The sequence below is a fragment of the Lichenihabitans sp. Uapishka_5 genome (assembly GCF_033947565.1).
GTDB lineage: Bacteria > Pseudomonadota > Alphaproteobacteria > Rhizobiales > Beijerinckiaceae > Lichenihabitans.
Genome location: NZ_JARPVX010000004.1, coordinates 39795 through 62193, shown reverse-complemented (window position 1 = coordinate 62193; position 22399 = coordinate 39795). Strand labels below are relative to the sequence as shown.

The window sequence follows — 22399 nt, the reverse complement described above, 5'->3', positions numbered from 1 at the left end:
GGGGCGCCCGCATGACGGTCACGATCGAGGGGCGGAAGGAAGTCTATCGCGGCTGGACCACGATCCATAAACTGACCCTCAGCGACGGCGCGCAGACCTTTACCCGCGAGGTGGAGGATCATGGCACCGCCGTCGCGGTGCTGCCTTACGACCCGGAACGCCGGGTCGTTCTTCTCGTCAGCATGCCCCGCGCCCCGGTGCTGTTCGTCCAGGCGCCGGCCTTGCTGGAAGTTCCGGCGGGCCTGATCGAGCCCGGCGAGGCGCCCGAAGCCGCCATCCGTCGCGAAGCCGAGGAGGAAGCCGGCGTTCGTCTCGGCACTCTCGAGTTCGTGGCCACGCTGTGGAGCTGCCCCGGCCTGTCGACCGAACGTATCTCGCTCTACCTCGCACCCTATGGCGTGTCCGATCGCACCGGACCGGGCGGCGGCCTGCTGGAAGAGAACGAAAACATCACCGTGGTCGAGACGCCCCTGGCAGACCTGACGGCCATTCTTGAGGGCCGCACGCCGGCCGACATGAAGACCTTTGCACTGTCGCAGGCGCTACGCCTTCGTTGCCCGCACCTGTTCGACTAGAACCGAATTCGTCGCCGCCGATCATCACGAAGACCTGATCGCAGCTCCATCGACGCCTTTCTGGCGCGAGCCTAATCTTTCCTTTGCGGGCCAAGCCTGCCCGCGACCAGGGAGGATGAGACGATGAAAATCGCGACGATCCTGATGTCCGGGCTGCTCTGCCTGAGTTCCGGGGCGAGCTTTGCCCAGAGCGCCGAGACGACCGCAGGGGAGAAGCCGATCCATGCCGTTCACGCCAAGGCGCAGCGTGGACCGGATGCGGCACGTGACCCCGTTTCCAGCGACCGCGCCATCGATGCGGAGATCAAGCGCATCGATCGCATGATGACCATCTGCAACGGCTGTTGAGGCGCAGCATCAGCATCGCCTGCCGACGGCGCGGCCCGCCCCATTGATAAGCTTGAACGGGCCTACGTCGTCGCAGGACCGCTGACCGCATCCCGTACTGGCCGATAGGCATGGCCTCCGGGGGCCGCGGGTCGTATGGAAAGGCATGCTTTTCGTATCGACCCGTATGGCCGCCACACCCTGGCGGGACGAGTTTCGGGCCTGTCTCGGGCTCGGCGTCCCCTTGATCCTGACCAACGCCATCGAAATGGCGCTGAACCTCACCAACGCCGCCATGATCGGCCGCATCGCGCCCGAGGCGCTGGCGGCCAGCACAATCGCGCTGGCCTTCTACAATCTTTGCTTGATGTTCGGCATCGGGCTTGCGGCTGCCGTGTCGCCCCTCATCGCGCGGGAGCGCGGCGAGGCTTCGCCTGACCGGGCCCGCGCCATCGGTCGCCTGGCGCAAGGGGGCCTGTGGAACAGCCTCGCCCTGGTGGTACCGATCTGGGTGCTGCTCTGGTGGTGCGAGCCATTGTTCCGGCTGGCCGGGCAAGACCCGCAGCTCAGTGCCGCCGCAGCATCCTACCTGCACGTGCTGCAATGGTCGCTGCTGCCGGCCCTCATCTACCTGTCGCTGCGCTCCGTGCTGGCGGCGCTCGAGCGCCCGCGCTGGACTGTGGTGATCGGCCTCGCGGCCGTGCCGCTCAACGCATTGTTGAACTGGTTGTTGATCGACGGACATGCCGGCCTGCCGGCCATGGGAATCAACGGGTCGGCCATCGCCACCGTCACGTCGAATATCGTGATGGCCGGGGGATTGCTGGCCGTGACGATGCTCGATCGGCACATCCGTCCCTTCCGGATCGTGCCCGGGTTCGGACGGCCGCCGTTTCGGGCCTGTGCGGATTTGTGGCGCCTCGGCGGCCCTATCGGCATCGGCATCATGCTCGAAGTCGGCATGTTCACGGCCGCCACGGCCTTGATCGGCCATTACGACGTGGCCGCGCTGGCGTCGCATGCCATCGCGCTACAGATCGCCTCCTTCACCTTCATGGTGCCGCTCGGCATCGCCCAAGCCGCGACCGTGCGGGTCGGCAAGGCGGCGGGCGCCCATGATGGCGCTGCGGTCGGCCGGGCTGGCGCCGTGGCCCTGATGCTCGGCATCGGTACCATGGCCGTATCGGCGCTGTTGCTGATCGGACTGCCTGCACCCTTGATCGCGCTTTTCGTCGATGCGCGAGAAGAGGGCGGCGCCCAGGTGGCCGCTTCGGCGGCGGTGCTGCTCGGCATCGCGGGGCTGTTCCAGCTGGCCGATGGCGCCCAGGTGGTGCTGTCGGGCATGCTGCGTGGCCTGCGGGACAGCCGGGGGCCGATGGTGATCGCGCTTCTCGGCTATTGGGGTGTCGGCCTGCCGATGGCGGCCGCCCTGGCGGTGCGGGCCGCCGCCCCTGGTGTCTGGGTCGGCTTGACGGCCGGCCTTTGCGCCACGGCGGCGCTATTATATTGGCGCTGGACGCGGCTCAGGACAGCTTTGCCACAACCACCAAGCGCCTGATGTCGCCACTCTGGAAGGCGCGCAGGAACGCCTGGTAGTTGCGGAACGACACGCAGCCGTTCGAGTCGCCTTTCGGGCCCAGCATGTAGGTGTGGGCCAGCAGGCCATTGCGCCCATATACGCCGCTGTCGATCGGGCTGAGGCGCAAAGCCTGCACGCCGTGGAAGAGGCTTTCGCGCATGGTCAGCGAGTAGGTGGCGGGCGGCGTCGGGCCCCGCATCCGCTCATGCACGAAACGCGGATCGTCGAGCCGGGCGCCGAGGCCCGAATGAGCCTCCAGCCGGCTGCCGTCCGGCATGAACACGGTGTGGCTGGCGATCTCGTAGACCGCGGTGGCGGAACCGTAGCCGCGCGTCGGGTTTTCCCCGCCGCCGCGGAGCGACGAGAAGAACCCATCTTCCGGGGCCGCATAGCCAAGGGCCGGAGTGGCGGGCGCCTGCCCGCCCATGCTGAAGAATTTTTCGAGGAAGCCCCGGTTGTCGGCCGTCACGGTCGGGCGGGCGGCGGGCGGCATGGTCTTGGCAGTCGCCACCACAGGGCGGTCGGCCCGGAATGGCGGCAGATGCGTCACGGTCGGGGCGAAGTCGCTCGGCCGCGGCATCGGCACCGGCACATCGGCGACGATGAGCGGCGTGGTACGGACGGGCGGCAGGATGGCCTCGTCGTCGTCCTGGTCGGCCGCTGCCATGGCCTGCGGGCCGGGAGTCGCGGGCTCGACGGCGGATGCGACGAGGGCGGCGCGCTGCGGTGTCGGAGCCGCGGCTTCGGCCGTCGCCGTGATGACAGGCGTGTCGGCGGAGATGAAGCGCGTCGGCAGCGGGGCGGCGGCATCGAAGCCGAGGGGAGCCCCAGCCAGGTAGGCCGCCTGCAGCAAAGGCCCGGTGGCGATCTGCGGCGGCATCGGCAAGGCCGCGGCAGTCTGCAAGGGCGAGGGGGTCTGAGCCACGACGGCCGGCCCGTGTCGGTGGCCCGGAGCGAGAGCCGGTAGTGCGCTGACGATCGTCAGCCCGGTGGCCAGCACCCACCGGGGAGCGACGGCGCCGCCGCTACGACGCGCCTTGCGGCCACGGCGCAACCGGATCACCGGCGGCATGTCGTCATAGGCCGTATAGAAGGTCGCGTCCGTCATTCACCAGAGCCCTAGGACCGGTCCGCGATCCTGTTGCAGGTTCCGCCGATGCGTCCGGTGCGATCTCCAGGGACCGCGCGAGCGCGGCCGTTCCAGCGATGCATCGGGCGCCCGTTCTCGGAAACGAGCCAGTTTCGCCACAGCCCTACTGAAACCGAGTTTGGTTAATGGCAGCCTAAGCGGCCATGACGGAGGCCGGACCAACCGGGAGCATTTCCGGCGCGTGGCGGCGGGGTCCGTTCAAACAAGCCAAGACGACGGTTCCGTGGCGAAATCGCAGCCGAATCGCGGATCGCACAGCCCTGCGGGCGCAATCGGGACAACCGGCCGATACGGTCAGGTTCCGATCAGCCGGCCGCCTGCCAGGCCGTTTCGCTGTCGAACAAGGCGCCGAGGCGTCGTGGATCGAGCGGCTTCGTCAACACGTCGTCCATGCCGGCAGCCCGGCAGGCGGCGTGCTGTTCACCAAGCGCGTGGGCCGTCAGGGCCACGATGCGGACCCTGTGGGCGTCGAGGGTCGCTTCCCTGGCCCGAAGGCGACGCGTCACGTCGAGCCCGTCGAGCCCTGGCATATTGACGTCCATCAGGATCAGATCGAACGGGCTTGCCTGCCGATCGGTCACCGCCAGGGCCGCCGCGAGCGCCTCGTGACCATCGGCCACATGGGTGACCCGGACGCCGAGCCGCTCGAGCGTTCGCTGCACGATCAGGGCATTGATGGGGTTGTCTTCCGCCAACAACACCTGCGGCACGCGGGTTTGCGATGGCGGCCCAGACAACCGAGGCGGCGGCACACGCTGCAAGCGCTCCTCGGGCCGCAGCCGTTCGACGAGCGACGCCCCGCGTACGGGTTTGACCAACCAGCCATCTCCCAAGCTCATCAGGTCGCCCGCCCCTGGCTGGCGGTCGCGGGGCGCCAGCAGCATGATGACCTGGGCGACGCCCGCGGTCCGCGCCGCCGCAACGGCATCGCGCGCTACCGCCGGGCCGAGCCCACCGTCGACGAACACCCAATCGGGGCGCACGGCTTCGCCTGCGAGGGCGCGCATGGCAGCCCCAGCATCGGGCGACAGCACGACTTCCAGGCCGCAGCCCGCGAGATCCTCGGCCAGATACGCGGCCATGAAGGGCGCCGCCGAGACGATCAGGCCCCGCCGCCCCGTGAGGCTCGGCCAATCGGCATCCTGGCAGGACGGCGCCTCCGATGGTGAAAGCGGCAGCGCAAAGCCGAACACCGACCCGCCCGCCTCCCGTGGGCTGTAGCGCAACGCGCCATGCATCTCCGTCACGATACGGCGCGAAATGGCGAGCCCCAACCCGGTGCCGCCGTGGCGCCGCGTGGTGGAATTATCGGCCTGTTCGAACTCGGCGAAGATCGCCTCGCGTCGTTCGAGGGGCACGCCGGGTCCCGTGTCGGACACGCTGAAGTGCATGCGGTCGCCATCGCGCTCGACTCGCAGGCCGATACCGCCCGTATTGGTGAATTTGACGGCGTTGCCGGCAAGGTTGAGCAGCACCTGACGCAGCCGGGCGACATCACCGAAAATCTGGCTCGGCAAAGCGCGATCGATGTGGGCCGCGATCTCGAGGCCCTTGTTCTGCGCCTTGGGGCCAAGCAGTTCGACGACGCCGGCGATGAGGTCCGCCAGGTTGAACCAGTCCTGCGCAAGGTCGAGCCGGCCCGCTTCGATGCGGGAAAAATCAAGGATTTCGTCGATCAGATCGGCCAGGGCCTCGCCCGACATGCGAACGGCCGACACATAGGTCCGCTGTTCGTCGCTCAGCCCGGTGCCGTTGAGCAGGTCCGCCATCCCGATGATGCCGTTCAGCGGTGTGCGGATCTCGTGGCTGACCATGGCCAGGAAGCGCGATTTGGCCTCGTTGGCGGCTTCCGCCTTGTCGCGCCCCGCCGTGGCGGCCCGGAGCTCCAAGATTTCGTCGCTGAGCCGCTCCCGCTCACGCCTCCAGGCGCGGCCGTTCCGGTTGTGCCGCACCGTCGAACCGATCGTCACTGCGATCGCCAGAACGGTCACTAGAGCCATGCCGAACAGGCTGCCGATCGGCATGGGCGCTCCTCCCAGCCTGCCGTGCATCGGCCGCGCTGTGGGGCGACCCTAGAGGGAGCTTCGTTGCGTCGGCGTTCCCCGATCGATCCGCTTTGTTGGCATCGCCTTAACCTCTGCTTAAGCGGGCGCCGGCAGCCGCGTCGGTGTGCGCCGGTAGGACAGGGCTTCCGCCAGATGGGCGCGGGCGACCGGCACCGAACCGTCCAGATCGGCTAGCGTGCGGGCCAGCCGCAACAGCCGGTGGAAGCCGCGCGCCGTCATCTGGGTTCTCTCCGAAGCCTTGCGCAGAAAGGCTTCCGCCTCCCCGGTCATCGCCACCGCCGCCTCGACGGCCGTGGCGGGCGCCGAGGCATTGGTGGTGGCAGGCGGCAGGCCAGCCGCGAGGTAGCGCTCGGATTGACGCTGCCGCGCCGCCGCCACCCTGGCCCGGGCCTCGGCCGACCCTTCGGTCGGCGGCGGCAGGATGAGGTCGGCGGCCGACACAGGGGGCACGTCGATCTGCAGGTCGATGCGGTCGAGCAGCGGCCCGGACAAGCGGGACAGGTATTGCGCCATGCAGCGCTCGGGCGGCTGACGCCGGCAGGTCTGGTCGGGCTGCTGGGCGTAGCCGCAGCGGCACGGGTTCATGGCGGCGACGAGCTGGAAGCGGGCCGGGTAGGTGACGCGGGCATTGGCGCGGGAGATCGACACCGTTCCCGTTTCGAGCGGTTGGCGCAACGAATCGAGCACCGGGGCGGAGAACTCGGGCAGCTCATCGAGGAACAGCACGCCGTGATGGGCCAGCGAGATCTCGCCCGGCCGCGCATGAATGCCCCCACCGACGAGCGCCGGCATCGAGGCCGAATGATGCGGGGCGCGGAACGGTCGTCGGTCGCTCAGTTGCCCATCGGCCAGCAAGCCGGCGACCGAATGGATCATCGACACTTCGAGCAGTTCGCGCGGGTCGAGTGGCGGCAGGATCGACGGCAGGCGCGCCGCCAACATGGACTTGCCGGCCCCGGGGGGTCCATTCATCAAGATGTTGTGGCCGCCGGCCGCGGCGATCTCCAGGGCGCGCTTGGCGCCGTCCTGACCCTTGACGTCCCGCAGGTCCGGCAGGCCAAGCGCCGCCGGGCGCATCGCGGGCTCGGGGCGCGACAGCACCTGGGTTCCCTTGAAATGATTGGCGAGCTGGATCAGCGAGGACGGCGCCAGCACGTCGAGGTCTCGCGACGCCCAGGCGGCCTCGGGGCCACACGCCTGCGGGCAGATCAGGCCATGATCCCGCCCGTTGGCCGCGACGGCGGCGGGCAGCACGCCGGCCACGGGGCTGAGCGTTCCATCGAGTGCCAGTTCCCCGATGACCGTATAGCCCGCAAGCGCGTCCGGCGGGATGGCGCCGATGGCCGCCATGACGCCGAGCGCGATGGGCAGGTCGTAGTGGCTGCCTTCCTTGGGCAGGTCGGCCGGTGCCAGATTGACGGTGATGCGCTTGGCCGGAAGCGCCAAGCCGGAGGCGATGAGAGCGGCCCGCACCCGCTCGCGCGATTCCGCTACGGCTTTGTCGCCAAGCCCTACGACGGTGAACATCACCGTGCCGTTGGCGATGTGGACCTGAACGTCGACCGGACGGGCTTCGATGCCTTCGAACGCCACCGTCGCCACACGTACGACCATGAAGAGCCTCGCCTGCCAGCCTAAACTGAGACTAGCAGGCGACCCGACGTGGGCAAGCGGCGCGATACTGACGGAGAGTTCACTCCGTCACGAATTCCCCACGCCAAATGGCATGGGGCTGGATCGATTTGCTCAGACTGACTTGTTCTTGTTGTAGACGTCGAGGCAGACGGCGGCGAGCAACACCAAACCCTTGATGACCTGCTGGTAGTCGATGCCGATGCCCATGATCGACATGCCGTTGTTCATCACACCGATGATGAAGGCTCCGATCACCACGCCCGACACCTTGCCGACGCCGCCGGCCGCCGAAGCGCCGCCGATGAAGCAGGCCGCGATGACGTCGAGCTCGAAGCCAAGGCCCCCCTTCGGGGTCGCGGTGTTGAGACGCGCTGCGAAGATCATGCCGGCCAATCCCGCCAGCACGCCCATATTGGCGAAGGTCAGAAAGGTCAGGCGCTCGGTCTTGATGCCCGACAGCTTCGCCGCCTTGGCGTTGCCACCGAGCGCGTAGATGCGACGGCCGATCGTCGTCTTGTTGGTGACGAACCGGTACAGCATCACCAGCACGAACATGATGATCAGCACGTTCGGCAGGCCTCGATAGGAACTCATCTGATAGGCGAAGGCCAGGATCACGAGGCCGATGACGCCGTTGCGGATCAGGAAGGAGCCCATCGCCTCGGCCTTGACGCTGTGATGGAGCTGCACGGTCCGACGACGCCAGCTCATGCCGAGCAGGATCAGCCACAACACGAGCCCGATCAGCACCGAGGTCCAGGGCCCGGCCACATTGGCGATAAAGCCCTTGGAGATCAGCTGAAAGATGTCGGGGAACGGACCGACCGACGCGCCCTGCAACACCGCCAAGGTGAGGCCGCGGAAGACCAGCATGCCGGCCAAGGTGACGATGAAGCTCGGGATACCGAAGTAGGCGACGAAATAGCCCTGCGCCGCCCCAATGATGGCACCGACCACCAGGCAGATCAGCGTCGCCGACACCCAGTCGAGATGATAATTCACCATCAACACGGCCGCGAGCGCACCCACGAAGCCGACGATCGAACCGATCGACAGGTCGATGTGCCCGGCCACGATGATCAGCAACATGCCGAGCGCCATGACGACGACGTAGCTGTTCTGCAGGATGATGTTGGTGAGGTTCAGCGGCTGGAACAGCACGCCGTTGGTCGTGTATTCGAAGAACAACATGATGACCACGAGGGCGATCATCAGGCCGTAATCGCGGAAGCTCGCGGATTTCAGCATGCCGCGCCAGCCGGGCGCGTCGGGGTCGGTCTTGGCCGTCGGAACGGAGCCGGGCGCTGAGGTCATGGTCTTGTTCACCGGGATCTCGGTCATCAGTTCAGCTCCTTCGACCGCATGATCGACCGCATGATGGATTCCTGGCTCGCTTCCGAGCCCTTGAATTCGCCAACGAACCGCCCCTCGTTCATCACGTAGATGCGGTCGCACATGCCGAGGAGCTCGGGCATTTCCGACGAGATCATCAGCACGCCCCGGCCCTGGTCGGCCAGCTCATTGATGATCGAATAAATCTCATATTTGGCGCCGACATCGATACCGCGGGTCGGCTCGTCGAGGATCAGCACCTTGGGCTCGGTGAAGAGCCATTTCGACAGCACGACCTTCTGCTGGTTGCCGCCGCTGAGGTTCACGGTCTGCTGGGTCACGCCAAACGATCGGATGCGCATCTTGGAACGGTAGTCGCTCGCGACCGTGAACTCCTTGTCCTCGTCGATCACCATGGCCGTCGACACGCGGGGAAGGTTCGCCAGCGTGGTGTTCTTGGTGATGTTCTCGTCGAGCACGAGGCCGAGTTGCTTGCGATCCTCGGTCACATAGGCGATCCCGGCATCGATCGCCTTGTTGATGGTGGACACATCGACGTCCACCCCGTCCAGCCGCACGGTGCCGCTGATGTTCTGCCCGTAGGAGCGCCCGAACACGCTCATGGCGAGCTCCGTGCGGCCCGAGCCCATCAGGCCCGCGATGCCGACGATCTCGCCCTTGCGGACCGTCAGGTTGACGTTCTTTACCACCGACCGGTCGGCATGCAGGTGGTGATGCGCGTTCCAGTTCTTTACCTCCATCAGCACGTCGCCGATCTTCGGCTCGCGCGGCGGATAGCGGTGCGCCATGTCGCGCCCGACCATGCCCTGGATGATGCGATCCTCGTTGATGGTCGTGCCATGGCAGTCGAGCGTCTCGACCGTGGTGCCGTCACGCAGGATGGTGATCTGATCGGCCACCTTCGAGATCTCGTTCAGCTTGTGCGAGATCAGGATCGACGAGATGCCCTGCTGCTTGAAGCGCAGCAAAAGCTGCAACAGCGCTTCGCTGTCCTTCTCGGACAAGCTCGCGGTGGGCTCGTCGAGGATCAGCAGCTTGACCTTCTTGGATAAGGCCTTGGCGATTTCGACGAGCTGCTGCTTGCCGACGCCGATGTTGGTGATCAGCGTTTCCGGGTTTTCGGCGAGGCCGACGGTGGCCAGCAGCTCGCGGGTGCGGGCAAAGGCGCGGTCCCAGTCGATAACGCCGAAACGCGATGTTTCGTTGCCGAGGAAGATGTTCTCGGCGATCGACAGGAGCGGCACCAGCGCCAGCTCCTGATGGATGATGATGATGCCGACATGCTCGCTTTCGGAGATGTCGCGGAATTTCGACAGGTTGCCTTCGTAGAAGATGTCACCGTCGTAGGTCCCATGCGGGTAGACGCCGCTGAGCACCTTCATGAGCGTCGACTTCCCGGCGCCGTTCTCGCCCACCAGTGCGTGGATCTCGCCTGGCTGAACCTTCAAGTTGACGTTATCCAGCGCCTTGACGCCCGGAAACGTCTTGGTGATCCCCCGCATCTCGAGGATGGCCGCCATGCTGTCCCGCCCTAAATTATTGGTCCCGCTTGCGGGGAAGCGGGAACCGACCCTGAGGCCGGTTCCCGCAAGAAGTCTTACTTGAACTGATCGGCCTTGTAATAGCCCGTGTCGATCAGCGCCGGCTTCCAGTTGGCCTTGGTGACCACGACCGGGGTCAGCAGGTAGGACGGAACGACCTTTTTGCCGTTGTTGTAGGTCTTGGTGTCGTTGACCTCGGGGGTCTTGCCCCCTTCAAGCGCGTCCACCATGGCGATCGTCACCTTGGCGAGGTCGCGCGTGTCCTTGAAGATCGAGGAATATTGCTCGCCCGCGATGATCGACTTCACCGACTGGACTTCGCAATCCTGGCCCGACACGTAGGGGATCTTCATGTCGCCCGAGCCGTAGCCCACGCCCTTCAGCGACGAGATGATGCCGATCGACAAGCCGTCATAGGGCGACAGCACGGCGTCGAGCTTCTTGTTGCCGTAGTAAGCGGACAGCAGGTTATCCATGCGGGCCTGGGCCACGGCCGGATCCCAACGCAGGGTCGACACCTTGTCCATGCCCATCTGGCCCGACTGGACGACGAGCTTCTTCGAGTCGAGGTAAGGCTTCAGCACCGACATGGCGCCGTCGTAGAAGAAGAAGGCGTTGTTGTCGTCGGGCGAACCGCCGAACAGCTCGATGTTGAACGGACCCTTGCCGTCCTTCAAGCCGAGCGCGTCGACCAGCGAGGTCGCCTGCAGGACGCCGACCTTGAAGTTATCGAAGGTGGCGTAATAGTCGACGTTCGCCGAGCCCTTGATGAGGCGATCATAGGCGATGACCTTGACGCCCTTGTCGGCAGCCTTCTGCAGCACGTCCGTCAGCGTCGTGCCGTCGATCGAAGCAACCACGAGCACCTTGGCGCCCTTGGTGACCATGTTCTCGATCTGGGCGAGCTGGTTCGGGATGTCGTCGTCGGCGTATTGCAGGTCCGGGTTGTAACCCTTGGCCTTCAGCTGAGCCACGATGTTGTTGCCGTCGTCGATCCAACGCGCCGAGGACTTCGTCGGCATCGCAACGCCGATCATGTCGCCGCTGGCCGCCATGGCCGGCGACAGCGCGAGGCCGGCCAGGGCCGTGGCGCCGAGCGCGATGCCGGTAAACTTACGCTTGGTGATCATTCGAATCTCCCCATCCATCCGCATACGTGTCGCGAGGTCCGGCGCGCGTCGCATGTTCTCGTTGTTGTTGGTTGTTTCTTGGATCCGGCCCTTCCCTGCGCGCCAGCGTCTTGCACGTCAAGTGACATTGGCTGGCCATTCTGGCCCCGCCAAGTCGCCGACTGTTGAAGTCTTCCGGTATAACTGTCAAATGCCATCGGCGTACTGCGCCATATCGTTTCCGGTATAGTTCACAGATGCCACCCCACCATGGCGAAACCCCGGGTTCCATCGGCCGCGAAGCGCACTGAAACGGCCGCCGGTGAACCCTTGCTCGAGGGGTTCCTTCGCGCCGGGCTGAAGATCAATCACATGCGCATGCTGATCGCTCTCGAGGCCAACGGGCAGGTCAGCACGGCGGCGCACCTGCTCAACATTTCGCAGCCGGCCGCCTCGCGGATGATCTCGGAAATCGAGGACCTGCTGCAAGTCCCGATCTGCGAGCGGCTGTCGCGCGGCATCGCGCTGACGGCCTACGGCAAGGCCCTGGCGCGGCGGGCCCGGACGGTGTTGCTGGAATTGCGGGAAGCGGAACGCGAGATCGGCGAGCTGCGCACCGGGCGCGGCGGCCGTGTGTCACTCGGCACCGTGACGGCGCCCTCGATCAATCTGGCGGTGCCGGCCATCAAACGCATCCGCGAGCTGTTCCCGAAGATCGAGATCAACATCGAGGTGGCCACGAGCGCCGACCTCGCTGGGGCGCTGCTGGCGTCACGCTACGATTTCTATATCGGCCGGATCCCGGACGACCTGAACCCCCGCCTGTTCGACAGCCGCCAGATCGGTGTCGAGCGGGCCTGCCTCGTGGTGCGGCGCGGACACCCGTTGATGCGGCACGCCCGGGTGCCGATCGAAGATCTCACGACCTTCGACTGGGTGTTCCAGCCGACGGGCTCGCTGCTGCGGCGCACCCTCGAGGGCATCTTCGTGTCGCGCGGCATCCCCTTGCCGGACCGCATCCTCAACACGTCGTCCTCGTTCCTGACGCTCGTCATGGTGGCCCAGACGGATGCGATTGCGCCGATCGCGACCGATGTGGCGAGCTTCGTCAACAGCGCCGACGGCCTGGCGGGCGCCATCGACGTGCTGCCGACCGACTTCAACATCGATCTGCAGCCCTACAGCCTCATCACGGCCCGCAACCGCGCCCTGTCGCCCGCCGCCCAGATGCTGCACGACTTCATCCTGGAACAGACCGAGGCGTGAGGACTTGCCCGAGCCGGTCGGCGCATGGGATGGAGCCCCCTGCAACGGAGTTCCAGCATGGCCCCCTACACAATTGCGGTGATCGGCGTCGGCAAGATCGCCCAGGACCAGCATCTGCCGGTGATCGGCAAGAACCCCGATTTCCAGCTCGTGGGCGTGGTCAGCGGACGCGGCCTGTCTGTCGGGGGCGTGCCGACCTTCCGCACCGCGGCCGAACTCTACGCCGCCCTGCCAGACCTCGACGCGGTGGCGATCTGCACGCCGCCGAACGTCCGGCACGCCCTCGCCCGCGAAGCGCTCGACGCCGGGGTGCACGTGTTGCTCGAAAAGCCACCCTTCCCGACCACGCGCGAACTGGTCGACATCGGCGACTACGCGGCCCGCAAGGATCGGGTCGTCTTCACGACCTGGCATTCGCAATATAACGCCGCCGTCGAGGAAACCCGCAAGCGCCTCGCGGGCCAAAAGCTCAAGAGCCTTGCCATCACCTGGAAGGAGGATGTGCGTCGCTGGCATCCCGGCCAGGAGTGGATCTGGGAGGTCGGCGGCTTCGGCGTCTTCGATCCCGGCATCAATGCCTTGTCGATCCTGACAGCCATCATGCCCCAGCCAATCTTCGTGAAGAGCGCCCGGCTGGTGACGCCGAGCAACAAGGCGATGCCGATCGCGGCCGATGTGGTGTTCTGGAGCGATGCCGAAGCGGAGCCCGGCACGGGACAACTGACGGCCGCCTTCGATTGGCGGCAGGAAGGGCCGCAAAGCTGGGATTACCGGATCGAGACCGCCGACGGCACGGTGCTCGACCTGACGCTTGGCGGCTCGAAGCTCGCAGTCGATGGCACCGTGGTGGTCGAGGCCCCCTCGGCCGAGTACGAAGGCATCTACGAGCGCTTCGCCGGCCTCCTGGGCCGCCGCGAAAGCGTTCTCGATGCGGCGCCGTTCCAACTCGTAGCCGACGCCTTCATGGTGGGGCGACGCGAGGACACCGACGCCTTCGTGGACTAAGCCTTCAACCGAGGATCGCAGCGAGGCGCAGGCGGGCAATCCGCTCGATCTGCGCCAGCGCCGCATCGCGCTCGTCCGTCGGCGCATGGGCGATCCGCGCTTCGAACGCCTGCAGGATGTCGGCTTTGCCGAGGCCCTTCACGGCGATGATGAACGGGAAGCCGAAGCGCGCCCGATAGGCGGCATTCAGCGCCGTGAAGCGGCGGCGTTCATCGGGGCTGAGCCGGTCGAGCCCGGCGGACGCTTGCTCGCCTGCCGAATCGGCCGTGACATCGCCCGCCAGCGCGAGCTTGCCGGCGAGGTCCGGGTGGGCGGCGATCAAGGCGTCCTGGGCGGCCGGCGACAGCGCCCGCATCTGCGCCACCAGGGCGGCATGCAAACCGTCGAGGCTGTCCTCCCCGGGCCCGATGCCGGCCCCGTAGGCCCGCTCGGCGATGATGGGCGTGTGTTCGAAGACGCCGCCAAAGAGTTCGTTGAAGAGCGCCGGGCCCATCTGGCTCGGCTGATAGCCGCCGGTCGGCGGATGCCGGCGCACCCAGTGCCGAGCGATCGCAAGGCGGGTCGTGACCCAGGCTCCCTCGTGGGACTGCACATAATCGAGGAAGCGCGCCAGGGCGGCCGCCCGACCGGGACGCCCCACAAGGCGGCAATGCAGCCCGACCGACATCATGCCGCCATGCCCCCCCGCCCCCTCGCGGTAGAGCACGTCGAAGCTGTCCTTCAGGTAGCTGAAGAAATGGTCGCCCGTGTTGAACCCCTGCGGGGTCGCGAAGCGCATGTCATTGGCGTCGAGCGTATAGGGCACGATCAGTTGTTGCCGGCCGGCGATCCGCTGCCAGTAAGGCAATTCGTCCGCATAGGTGTCGGCGAGGTATAGGAAGCCGCCTTCCTGCGCGCCGAGCCGCAGCGTGTTGGCCGAGGTGCGCCCTTGATAAAGACCGAGCGGCCGCGCGCCCGTCACGGCCTCGTGGATGCCGATTGCCGCATCGAGATCGGCGCGCTCGGCCTCGGGCGTGTGGTCGCGGTAGTCGATCCATTTCAGCCCGTGGGTGGCGATCTCCCATCCTGCCTCGTTCATGGCCGCGACCGCTTCCGGATGGCGCGCCATGGCGCTCGCGACGCCGAACACCGTTACCGGCATGCCGCGCTCGGTGAACATCCGCCACAAGCGCCAGAAGCCGACCCGCGACCCGTATTCGTAGATCGATTCCATGTTGACGTGCCGCTGCCCCGACCAGGGCTGCGCACCGACGATCTCGGACAAGAACGCTTCCGAAGCAGCGTCGCCGTGCAGGATGTTGTTCTCGCCGCCTTCCTCGTAATTGACGACGAACTGCACCGCCAACCGCTTGCCGTCGGGCCAGTCCGGCCGGGGCGGCGTCCGGCCGTAGCCGACCATGTCGCGCGGATAGGGCTGGTCGAGATCGAACATCGGGCGGATCAGCTCCCGCGATAGGTGGAGAAGCTCCAGGGGGAAACCAGGAGCGGCACGTGATAGTGGCCCTGCGGATCGGCGATGCCGAAGCGGATCGGCACCACATCCAGGAAGGCCGGCTCCGGCAAAACGACGCCCTGCTGACGGAAATAATCGCCCACATGGAACGCGAGCTCATAAAGGCCGGGCTGCAACGCTTCGCCCCCGAGCAGGGGCGCATCCGTGCGCCCGTCCGCATTGGTCACCGTTTGCAGCAGGACGGTCCGGTGCCGACCGTCACTGAACCGCGACAGCACCAGGGCAACACCGGCGGCGGGCCGCCCGCTCGCCGTGTCGAGAACATGCGTGGACAAACGAGGCATGGCAACGATCGGTTGAGGAAGAGCCGCAGCTCGGATCGGGGCAGATTGGACCATCATCGAGACTGCCGTCGCACCGCACAAGCCACAACCAAGTGGTCTCCAGCGCTGGCGGCGCGCAAGGTCGACCACCAGCGCTCGGTGAGGGCGACGAGTCTTCCGGCGCGTGTCCTAGATCAGGAACAACGCCATCAGGACGATCACCCCCGCCACAACAATCGTTCCCCATCGGGCCGCGGCCGTGAAGCCACGGTAGGTACGCTCATGCTCGGGGTAATCCATGTACCCGCCCGTCATGGGCATCTGTTCGACGTCGGTCATCCGCTTCCTCCCGAGAAACGCTTGCCCAAGGGTCAGGCCGTGGCGGCGCCACGGCCCGACGGCTTCAGCCCTGCTTGCCGGCCTTGGCCGACTTGGCGCGCTCGAGGCCGGCGATCACCAGTTGCTTGGCCTCTTCGGCATCGCACCAACGCACGATCTTCACCCACTTGCCGGGCTCGAGATCCTTGTAATGGGTGAAAAAATGCTCGATCTGCTCCAAGGTGATGTCCGGCAAATCCTTGTAGTTCTTCACATTCTCGTAGCGCCGCGTCAGCTTGGTGGTGGGCACCGCGATGATCTTTTCGTCACCGCCGGCCTCATCCTCCATCATCAACGCTCCGACGATCCGGCAGGCCATGACGGCGCCCGGGATGATGGCGCGGGTGTTGGCCACGATCACGTCGCACGGGTCGCCGTCGTCCGACAGCGTATGCGGGATGAACCCGTAATTCCCCGGATAGCGCATCGCCGTATAAAGGAAGCGGTCCACCATCAGGGCGCCCGATTCTTTGTCCATCTCGTACTTGATCGGCTCACCGCCGATCGGCACCTCGATGACGACGTTGACTTCTTCGGGCGGGTTCTTGCCGGAAGAGACGGCGTCAAGGTTCATGGGGACCTCCCGTTGTGACATCGGGCCGCTGGGGCCTCTGCACGGCACAATAGACAATTGACCTCGAAAGGCGAGCCGGCAAACGCGAGCGACCCGGCGTCGTGGTTAGCGTCAAACATTGACAGCGGACCCCCGAGGCCGTAGCAGAACCGCAACTCCGCGGGCTCAGCGCGCCGGAGCCGAAGCCCATGGGCCCTAAGGTTCCTGGCAACGCACCCGCGATCTCCTCTCACTCAAGAGACGTGATCTGTCGGCCGCGGCACCTTCCAGGTGACGCGGCACAGGAGGGCGCGTTCCTCACAACGCCAACCGCGAGGACGCGATGACAAAGCGCGCAGAAGCCAAGTACAAGATCGACCGCCGTCTCGGCCAGAACATCTGGGGCCGTCCGAAGAGCCCGGTGAACCGCCGCGAATACGGCCCCGGCCAGCACGGCCAACGCCGCAAGGGCAAGCCCACCGACTTCGGCACGCAGCTGAAGGCCAAGCAGAAGCTGAAGGGCTACTACGGCAACATTTCGGAAAAGCAGTTCCGCAAGTATTATGCGGAAGCCATCCGTCAGAAAGGCGACTCGAGCCAGAACCTCGTCGGCCTGCTGGAGCGGCGCCTCGACGCCGTGGTGTATCGCTGCAAGTTCGTCGCCACGGTCTTTGCGGCTCGCCAGTTCGTCAACCACGGCCACATCCGGGTCAACGGCCGCCGCGTCAACATCGCGTCCTATCAAGTGAAGGTCGGCGACGTGATCGAGGTGAAGGATACCTCGAAGCAACTCGCCGTCGTGATCGAGGCCGGCCAGCTCGGTGAGCGCGACGTGCCCGATTATTTCGATATCGATGCCGCCAAGTTCACGGCCAAGATGACCCGCATTCCCGGCCTCACAGAAGTGCCCTATCCGGTGCACATGGAGCCGAACCTGGTCATCGAGTTTTATTCGCGCTGACGATCGGCATCCATCAACACAAAAAGGCCCGGAGCGAAGGATCGCTCCGGGCCTTTTTTGTTTTTCAAACCTGTGGACCAATCAGAAAATCGCGGCGGCTCCGACCAGAACCCAGGCCATCAGGGCGCCGGCGGCGTAAAAGGTCATGCGATCCATGGGACTTAGCTCCAGAATGTCTGCGTCTTTGCACCATCAATGCTGGAGTTAGGGAAAGGTTCACGCTTTTCTGCTTGACCCAGCGGTGAGCATCGGGGGTGCGTAGCGAAACATTTGCCGAAGCCTCTTGCGGATGAGAACAAAACCGGTACATTGAGCCCCGTTGCGGCGTCCCGCTGCCCATGTCACAAAAGGTGCTGACCGATGGCCCAGGCTGATCTTCGCCTCGTGGAAGGAACCTCCGTGGACAAGACAAAGGCGCTCGACGCGGCGCTCTCGCAGATCGAGCGCGCCTTCGGCAAGGGCTCGATCATGCGCCTTGGCAAGAACCAGAAGGCGGTCGAGATCGAGACGATCCCCACCGGCTCGCTCGGGCTCGACATCGCGCTCGGCGTCGGCGGCTTGCCGCGTGGCCGGGTGATCGAAATCTATGGTCCCGAGTCGTCCGGCAAGACCACCCTGACGCTGCACGTCATCGCGGAAGCGCAGAAGCGCGGCGGTGTTTGCGCCTTTGTGGATGCCGAGCATGCGCTCGATCCGGTTTATGCCCGCAAGCTCGGCGTCAACCTCGAGGACCTGCTGATCTCGCAGCCCGACACGGGCGAGCAGGCACTCGAGATCACCGACACGCTGGTGCGGTCCGGCGCCGTGGACGTGCTGGTGGTGGATTCGGTGGCGGCCCTGACGCCGCGTGCCGAAATCGAAGGCGAGATGGGCGATGTGCAGCCCGGCCTGCAGGCGCGCCTGATGAGCCAGGCCCTGCGCAAGCTGACGGCCTCGATCTCCCGTTCCAACACCATGGTGATCTTCATCAACCAGATCCGCATGAAGATCGGTGTGATGTACGGTTCGCCCGAAACAACGACGGGCGGCAACGCCCTGAAGTTCTACGCCTCGGTCCGCCTCGACATCCGCCGCATCGGCGCCATCAAGGATCGCGACGAAGTGCTGGGAAACTCGACCCGGGTCAAGGTTGTGAAGAACAAGGTGGCACCGCCCTTCAAGGAGGTCGAATTCGACATCATGTATGGCGAAGGCGTGTCGAAGATCGGCGAGTTAATCGATCTCGGCGTCAAGGCCGGCGTGGTGGAAAAGTCGGGCGCCTGGTTCTCTTATGACAGCCAGCGCCTGGGCCAGGGTCGCGAGAACTCGAAGGGCTTCCTCAAGGCCAATCCGGAGATCGCGGCCAAGATCGAGGCCGCGGTGCGCCAAAATGCCGGCCTCATCGCCGACCGCATCTTGGGGACGCCCGAGGCTGAGGACGATGGCGAGCCGTAAGGGCTGCGACGCCTGATGCCATTCCGATCGATGCCCGGCTTCGCGCCGGGCATCGTCGTTTCAGACGTCGATCACGCGAAGTCGATCAACAGCGCCAGCGAGGTGATCAACAGGGACAACAGGGTCAACAGCATGCCGCCGCCCCGGCAGGCGAACATCGGAGCGGAGCCGGGTGCCGCGAACAGGCCAAACGGATGCAGCACGCGCCCGATCAGCAGCATCAGCAGCACCGTCATCACCAGGCCGTGACCGCCACCGCCGCCCTCGAGAAGAGCGATCAGCACCAGGCCGATCGGCACGTATTCGCCGAAATTACCCTGCGAGCGCACGCGCTTCTGGAGAACTGGGTTGCCGCTGTCCCCTTCGAGCGTGTTGAAGGTGGTGCGGGAGATCATCACCCAGGCGGTCAGGCCTACATAGATCAGGCCGAACAGGCCTGCGAAGGTGGCGGTGGTGGTTGGAAACAGCATGCGGGCCTCTCGGGAGGGAGCGCGGCTGACGCGAAGGCGTCAAGGCAGCACAATGCATGTAGGCGCGGTGCGCCAAAGGTATAGGCCTCCGAGGTCCCGCTGCCGCCTTTGCTCGACAGCGCCGGGCACCCTCGTTAGACAGGCTCCAGCGCTTTCCCCGGATCGTCCAGGTTCTTCGACATCGCGCGCTGCGCCTGGACGCGCCACGACATCGAAGTTTCCGAGTTCCCCATGAGCAGCGTCAACGCGATCCGGTCGACCTTCCTGAACTTTTTCCGCGATGCCGGCCACGAGATCGTGCCGTCGAGCTCCCTCGTCCCTCGCAACGACCCGACGTTGATGTTCACCAATGCCGGGATGGTGCAGTTCAAGAATGTCTTCACCGGCGTCGAAAAGCGCCCCTACAACCGCGCGACCACGTCTCAGAAATGCGTGCGGGCCGGTGGCAAGCACAACGACCTCGACAACGTCGGCTATACGGCGCGCCACCACACCTTTTTCGAAATGCTGGGCAACTTCTCGTTCGGCGATTATTTCAAGGCCGACGCCATCGAGCTCGCCTGGACGCTGATCACGAAGCAGTTCGACCTGCCGAAGGACCGCCTGCTCGTCACGGTCTACCATGACGATGACGAGGCCTTCGACTTGTGGCGGAAGATCGCCGGCTTCCCGGAATCGAAGATCATCCGCATCCCGACCTCCGATAATTTCTGGGCGATGGGCGACACGGGCCCCTGCGGGCCTTGTTCGGAAATCTTCTTCGACCAGGGCGACAAGCTGTGGGGTGGGCCGCCCGGCAGCGCCGATGAGGATGGCGACCGGTTCCTGGAGTTCTGGAACCTCGTCTTCATGCAATACGAGCAGGTGACGCCCGGCGACCGCTCGCCCCTGCCCCGCCCCTCGATCGACACCGGCATGGGCCTCGAGCGGATGGCCGCGATCCTGCAGGGCGTGCCGTCGAACTACGGCACCGACATGATGCGTCGGCTGATCGAGACCGTGGCCCAGTTGACCGGCGTCGACCCGGACGGGCCGCAGGCTGCAAGTCACCGCATCATCGCGGACCACCTGCGCGCATCCTCGTTCCTGGTGGCCGACGGCGTCGATCCCTCCAACGAGGGTCGCGGCTATGTGCTTCGCCGCATCATGCGGCGCGCGATGCGCCACGCGCAGTTGCTTGGCGCGCGCGAGCCGCTGATGTGGCGGCTCGTGCCCGGGCTGGTGCGCGAGATGGGGCAGGCCTTTCCCGAGCTTGTCGCAGCCGAAGAGCGCATCGCCGAGATCCTGCGCCTGGAGGAAACCCGCTTCCGGGTGACGCTCGCCCGCGGCCTTTCCATGCTGGAGGACGAAACCCGCACGCTGACCCCTGGCGCCACCTTGTCGGGCGACGTGGCGTTCCGGCTTTACGACACGTTCGGCTTTCCGCTCGATCTGACCCAGGAGGCCCTGCGGGCCCGCGAAATCAAGGTGGACGATGCAGGCTTCGCCAGCGCCATGGCACGCCAGAAGGCAGACGCCCGCAAGGCCTGGTCGGGGTCCGGCGAGGCCGCCACGGAAACGGTGTGGTTTGGTTTGAAGGAAGACGTCGGCGCCACGGAGTTCCTCGGTTACGGCACTGAGACGGCGGAGGGTGTGATCACGGCATTGGTGCGTGACGGCCAACCGGTCGAGGCGTTGTCGGCCGGCGAGAACGGCTTCGCGCTCCTCAACCAGACCCCCTTCTACGCCGAATCGGGTGGCCAGCTCGGCGATACAGGCACCATCACGGGCCCCGGTCTACGAGTGCGCGTCACCGACACGCGGAAGAAGCTTGGCGACCTTTTCGTCCATGCCGTAACGGTTGAGGATGGCAGGCTTGCCAAGAGAGCCGCCGTCGAGCTCGCAGTCGATCATGCCCGCCGCGGTGCCATCCGGGCCAATCATTCGGCCACCCACCTGCTGCACGAAGCGCTGCGGCAGGTGCTCGGGCCCCATGTGGCCCAAAAAGGTTCGCTCGTGGGCCCCGAGCGGTTGCGCTTCGACTTCTCACACCAGAAGCCGATGACCGACGCCGAGCTCGAGGCCGTCGAGAACCTGGCCAATGCGGTCGTGCTGCGCAACGAGCCGGTGGTGACGCGACTGATGGGGATCGACGAAGCCCGGGCCAGCGGCGCCCGTGCGCTGTTCGGCGAAAAATACGGCGACGAGGTGCGGGTCGTCTCGATGGGCACCGTCGAGAACGAAGGCGGCGGCGCCAAGCCCTATTCGATCGAGCTCTGCGGCGGCACCCATGCGAGCCGCACCGGCAATATCGGACTGGTGACGCTTGTGGGCGAGAGCGCCGTTTCGGCGGGCGTGCGACGTCTCGAGGCGAAGACCGGCGACGCGGCCCGCCAGCACCTCAATGCGGAATCGCGGCGCCTGCAACAGGCTGCGGCATTGCTGAAGGCCCCGGCCGACACGGTTCCGGAGCGGCTCGCGACGCTGGTCGAAGAACGCCGCCGGCTCGAGCGCGACCTGGGCGAGGCCCGCAAGCGCCTCGCGATGGGTGGCGGCGGCACGGACACCCCGGCGGCCCGCGACGTCGCGGGGGTCGGGTTCTTCGCCCGTGCCGTCACAGGCGTCGAGATGAAAGACCTGAAGGGCCTGGCAGACGAGGCCAAGGGCAGTCTCGGCTCCGGCATCGTGGCCATCGTGGGCGTTGGCGCGGACGGCAAGGCCGGCGTAGTGGTATCGGTCACCAAGGATCTGGTGGGGCGCTTCAACGCGGTCGATTTCGTGCGCGTCGGCTCGGAGGCGCTCGGCGGCAAAGGCGGGGGTGGCCGTCCGGACATGGCTCAGGCGGGCGGCCCGAACGGAGCGGCGGCCGAGGCGGCCCTCGAGGCGATCGGCAAAGCCCTCGAACAGGCCGCGACCGCAACCGCGGCGTGACGATCATCTGGAACTCAGGTCGGGTTTGGCCGTTGCTTCCAAGTCAGGGGTGAGACGAGGCGTCGCATCCCGAAAGGCTCAGGGGCCGCGGCTTCGTCGCGGACGCATCGGGAACACGGCGATGAACTTCGGCAATCTTCTTCACTGGGCCCTGATCTTTCTGGTGATCGCCCTTGTGGCCGGCGTGCTTGGCTTCGGCGGGTTGGCCGGCACGGCGATGAGCGCGGCCCATCTCGTGTTCTACGTGGCGATCGTGCTGCTCGTGATCTCCCTCATCTTTGGGCTTATGCGCCGCGGCGCTTGATCCTGCC

At 66.0% G+C, this 22399-nt stretch carries 20 protein-coding genes; 9 read left to right on the top strand and 11 right to left on the bottom strand.

Annotation, left to right across the window (positions count from 1 at the left end; translation table 11 throughout):
• Positions 1 to 11: 11 nt before the first annotated feature.
• The 3 genes from P7D22_RS02985 to P7D22_RS02975 all read left to right on the top strand — a co-directional run bounded on the left by P7D22_RS02985 (position 12) and on the right by P7D22_RS02975 (position 2460).
• Positions 12 to 575, top strand: coding sequence for an NUDIX hydrolase (locus P7D22_RS02985; protein ID WP_319932721.1), 564 nt, complete (start codon positions 12 to 14; stop codon positions 573 to 575).
• A gap of 123 nt (positions 576 to 698) precedes the next feature.
• Entirely contained in the window at positions 699 to 923 is a 225-nt protein-coding gene (locus P7D22_RS02980) for a hypothetical protein (protein ID WP_319932720.1), read from the top strand.
• A 145-nt stretch (positions 924 to 1068) separates the two neighbouring features.
• On the top strand, positions 1069 to 2460 hold the full coding sequence (locus P7D22_RS02975) for an MATE family efflux transporter (protein ID WP_319932719.1): 1392 nt from the start codon (positions 1069 to 1071) through the stop codon (positions 2458 to 2460).
• Here the strand turns inward: P7D22_RS02975 and P7D22_RS02970 are convergent.
• The 6 genes from P7D22_RS02970 to chvE form a co-directional block, all read right to left on the bottom strand.
• On the bottom strand, positions 2426 to 3589 hold the full coding sequence (locus P7D22_RS02970; protein ID WP_319932718.1) for a DUF2778 domain-containing protein: 1164 nt from the start codon (positions 3587 to 3589) through the stop codon (positions 2426 to 2428). The two genes, P7D22_RS02975 and P7D22_RS02970, sit on opposite strands and share 35 nt — an antisense overlap.
• Before the next feature lie 347 nt (positions 3590 to 3936).
• Positions 3937 to 5655, bottom strand: coding sequence for an ATP-binding protein (locus P7D22_RS02965; protein ID WP_319932717.1), 1719 nt, complete (start codon positions 5653 to 5655; stop codon positions 3937 to 3939).
• Between the two features lie 117 nt (positions 5656 to 5772).
• Positions 5773 to 7311: a YifB family Mg chelatase-like AAA ATPase gene (locus tag P7D22_RS02960; RefSeq protein WP_319932716.1), complete on the bottom strand. Its 1539-nt coding sequence runs from the start codon at positions 7309 to 7311 to the stop codon at positions 5773 to 5775.
• A 132-nt stretch (positions 7312 to 7443) separates the two neighbouring features.
• Positions 7444 to 8646: a multiple monosaccharide ABC transporter permease gene (mmsB, locus tag P7D22_RS02955; protein WP_442916018.1), complete on the bottom strand. Its 1203-nt coding sequence runs from the start codon at positions 8644 to 8646 to the stop codon at positions 7444 to 7446.
• A gap of 26 nt (positions 8647 to 8672) precedes the next feature.
• Positions 8673 to 10205: a multiple monosaccharide ABC transporter ATP-binding protein gene (mmsA, locus tag P7D22_RS02950; protein ID WP_319932715.1), complete on the bottom strand. Its 1533-nt coding sequence runs from the start codon at positions 10203 to 10205 to the stop codon at positions 8673 to 8675.
• Between the two features lie 77 nt (positions 10206 to 10282).
• Positions 10283 to 11356, bottom strand: a complete 1074-nt coding sequence (gene chvE / locus P7D22_RS02945) for a multiple monosaccharide ABC transporter substrate-binding protein (RefSeq protein WP_319932714.1) — start codon at positions 11354 to 11356, stop codon at positions 10283 to 10285.
• 249 nt (positions 11357 to 11605) lie between these two features.
• On the opposite strand from chvE, the gene P7D22_RS02940 reads away from it, so the two are divergent.
• Both P7D22_RS02940 and P7D22_RS02935 read left to right on the top strand, forming a co-directional pair.
• Positions 11606 to 12601, top strand: a complete 996-nt coding sequence (locus P7D22_RS02940; RefSeq protein ID WP_319932713.1) for a LysR family transcriptional regulator — start codon at positions 11606 to 11608, stop codon at positions 12599 to 12601.
• Between the two features lie 57 nt (positions 12602 to 12658).
• A complete protein-coding gene (locus P7D22_RS02935) occupies positions 12659 to 13606 on the top strand; it encodes a Gfo/Idh/MocA family protein (protein ID WP_319932712.1) in 948 nt (315 codons plus the stop codon).
• Positions 13607 to 13610: 4 nt separating this feature from the next.
• Here P7D22_RS02935 and puuE read toward each other — a convergent pair whose 3' ends face one another.
• From puuE to ppa, 4 genes are all read right to left on the bottom strand, one after another.
• A complete protein-coding gene (gene puuE / locus P7D22_RS02930) occupies positions 13611 to 15038 on the bottom strand; it encodes an allantoinase PuuE (protein WP_319932711.1) in 1428 nt (475 codons plus the stop codon).
• Between the two features lie 8 nt (positions 15039 to 15046).
• A complete protein-coding gene (gene uraH, locus P7D22_RS02925) occupies positions 15047 to 15403 on the bottom strand; it encodes a hydroxyisourate hydrolase (RefSeq protein ID WP_319932710.1) in 357 nt (118 codons plus the stop codon).
• 168 nt (positions 15404 to 15571) lie between these two features.
• Complete coding sequence (locus tag P7D22_RS02920; RefSeq protein WP_319932709.1) at positions 15572 to 15721, bottom strand: aa3-type cytochrome c oxidase subunit IV; 150 nt, start codon at positions 15719 to 15721, stop codon at positions 15572 to 15574.
• 64 nt (positions 15722 to 15785) lie between these two features.
• Complete coding sequence (gene ppa / locus P7D22_RS02915; protein WP_319932708.1) at positions 15786 to 16334, bottom strand: inorganic diphosphatase; 549 nt, start codon at positions 16332 to 16334, stop codon at positions 15786 to 15788.
• Positions 16335 to 16656: 322 nt separating this feature from the next.
• Here ppa and rpsD point away from each other — a divergent pair, with 322 nt between their 5' ends.
• Together rpsD and recA are read left to right on the top strand one after the other, a co-directional pair.
• Positions 16657 to 17274 carry a 30S ribosomal protein S4 gene (gene rpsD, locus P7D22_RS02910; RefSeq protein ID WP_319932707.1) on the top strand — a complete coding sequence of 206 codons (618 nt, stop codon included), beginning with the start codon at positions 16657 to 16659 and terminating at the stop codon, positions 17272 to 17274.
• Positions 17275 to 17634: 360 nt separating this feature from the next.
• Positions 17635 to 18708, top strand: coding sequence for a recombinase RecA (recA, locus tag P7D22_RS02905; protein WP_319932706.1), 1074 nt, complete (start codon positions 17635 to 17637; stop codon positions 18706 to 18708).
• Positions 18709 to 18779: 71 nt separating this feature from the next.
• Here the strand turns inward: recA and P7D22_RS02900 are convergent, their stop codons facing one another.
• Positions 18780 to 19178, bottom strand: a complete 399-nt coding sequence (locus P7D22_RS02900; protein WP_319932705.1) for an MAPEG family protein — start codon at positions 19176 to 19178, stop codon at positions 18780 to 18782.
• A 231-nt stretch (positions 19179 to 19409) separates the two neighbouring features.
• Here P7D22_RS02900 and alaS point away from each other — a divergent pair, with 231 nt between their 5' ends.
• On the top strand, positions 19410 to 22088 hold the full coding sequence (alaS, locus tag P7D22_RS02895) for an alanine--tRNA ligase (RefSeq protein WP_319932704.1): 2679 nt from the start codon (positions 19410 to 19412) through the stop codon (positions 22086 to 22088).
• 121 nt (positions 22089 to 22209) lie between these two features.
• A complete protein-coding gene (locus tag P7D22_RS02890) occupies positions 22210 to 22392 on the top strand; it encodes a DUF1328 domain-containing protein (protein WP_319932703.1) in 183 nt (60 codons plus the stop codon).
• The last annotated feature ends 7 nt before the right edge of the window (positions 22393 to 22399 follow it).

Excerpts from the sequence above, each read along its gene's own strand:
- P7D22_RS02980 (WP_319932720.1), top strand. The coding sequence starts at position 699 with ATGAAAATCGCGACGATCCTGATGTCCGGGCTGCTCTGCCTGAGTTCC.
- recA (WP_319932706.1), top strand. The coding sequence starts at position 17,635 with ATGGCCCAGGCTGATCTTCGCCTCGTGGAAGGAACCTCCGTGGACAAG.
- P7D22_RS02985 (WP_319932721.1), top strand. The coding sequence starts at position 12 with ATGACGGTCACGATCGAGGGGCGGAAGGAAGTCTATCGCGGCTGGACC.
- P7D22_RS02975 (WP_319932719.1), top strand. The coding sequence starts at position 1,069 with ATGCTTTTCGTATCGACCCGTATGGCCGCCACACCCTGGCGGGACGAG.
- P7D22_RS02890 (WP_319932703.1), top strand. The coding sequence starts at position 22,210 with ATGAACTTCGGCAATCTTCTTCACTGGGCCCTGATCTTTCTGGTGATC.
- P7D22_RS02960 (WP_319932716.1), bottom strand. The coding sequence starts at position 7,311 with ATGGTCGTACGTGTGGCGACGGTGGCGTTCGAAGGCATCGAAGCCCGT.
- alaS (WP_319932704.1), top strand. The coding sequence starts at position 19,410 with ATGAGCAGCGTCAACGCGATCCGGTCGACCTTCCTGAACTTTTTCCGC.
- mmsA (WP_319932715.1), bottom strand. The coding sequence starts at position 10,205 with ATGGCGGCCATCCTCGAGATGCGGGGGATCACCAAGACGTTTCCGGGC.
- puuE (WP_319932711.1), bottom strand. The coding sequence starts at position 15,038 with ATGTTCGATCTCGACCAGCCCTATCCGCGCGACATGGTCGGCTACGGC.
- P7D22_RS02920 (WP_319932709.1), bottom strand. The coding sequence starts at position 15,721 with ATGACCGACGTCGAACAGATGCCCATGACGGGCGGGTACATGGATTAC.
- ppa (WP_319932708.1), bottom strand. The coding sequence starts at position 16,334 with ATGAACCTTGACGCCGTCTCTTCCGGCAAGAACCCGCCCGAAGAAGTC.
- rpsD (WP_319932707.1), top strand. The coding sequence starts at position 16,657 with ATGACAAAGCGCGCAGAAGCCAAGTACAAGATCGACCGCCGTCTCGGC.
- P7D22_RS02900 (WP_319932705.1), bottom strand. The coding sequence starts at position 19,178 with ATGCTGTTTCCAACCACCACCGCCACCTTCGCAGGCCTGTTCGGCCTG.
- P7D22_RS02935 (WP_319932712.1), top strand. The coding sequence starts at position 12,659 with ATGGCCCCCTACACAATTGCGGTGATCGGCGTCGGCAAGATCGCCCAG.
- P7D22_RS02970 (WP_319932718.1), bottom strand. The coding sequence starts at position 3,589 with ATGACGGACGCGACCTTCTATACGGCCTATGACGACATGCCGCCGGTG.
- mmsB (WP_442916018.1), bottom strand. The coding sequence starts at position 8,646 with ATGACCTCAGCGCCCGGCTCCGTTCCGACGGCCAAGACCGACCCCGAC.
- P7D22_RS02940 (WP_319932713.1), top strand. The coding sequence starts at position 11,606 with ATGGCGAAACCCCGGGTTCCATCGGCCGCGAAGCGCACTGAAACGGCC.
- uraH (WP_319932710.1), bottom strand. The coding sequence starts at position 15,403 with ATGCCTCGTTTGTCCACGCATGTTCTCGACACGGCGAGCGGGCGGCCC.
- chvE (WP_319932714.1), bottom strand. The coding sequence starts at position 11,356 with ATGATCACCAAGCGTAAGTTTACCGGCATCGCGCTCGGCGCCACGGCC.
- P7D22_RS02965 (WP_319932717.1), bottom strand. The coding sequence starts at position 5,655 with ATGCCGATCGGCAGCCTGTTCGGCATGGCTCTAGTGACCGTTCTGGCG.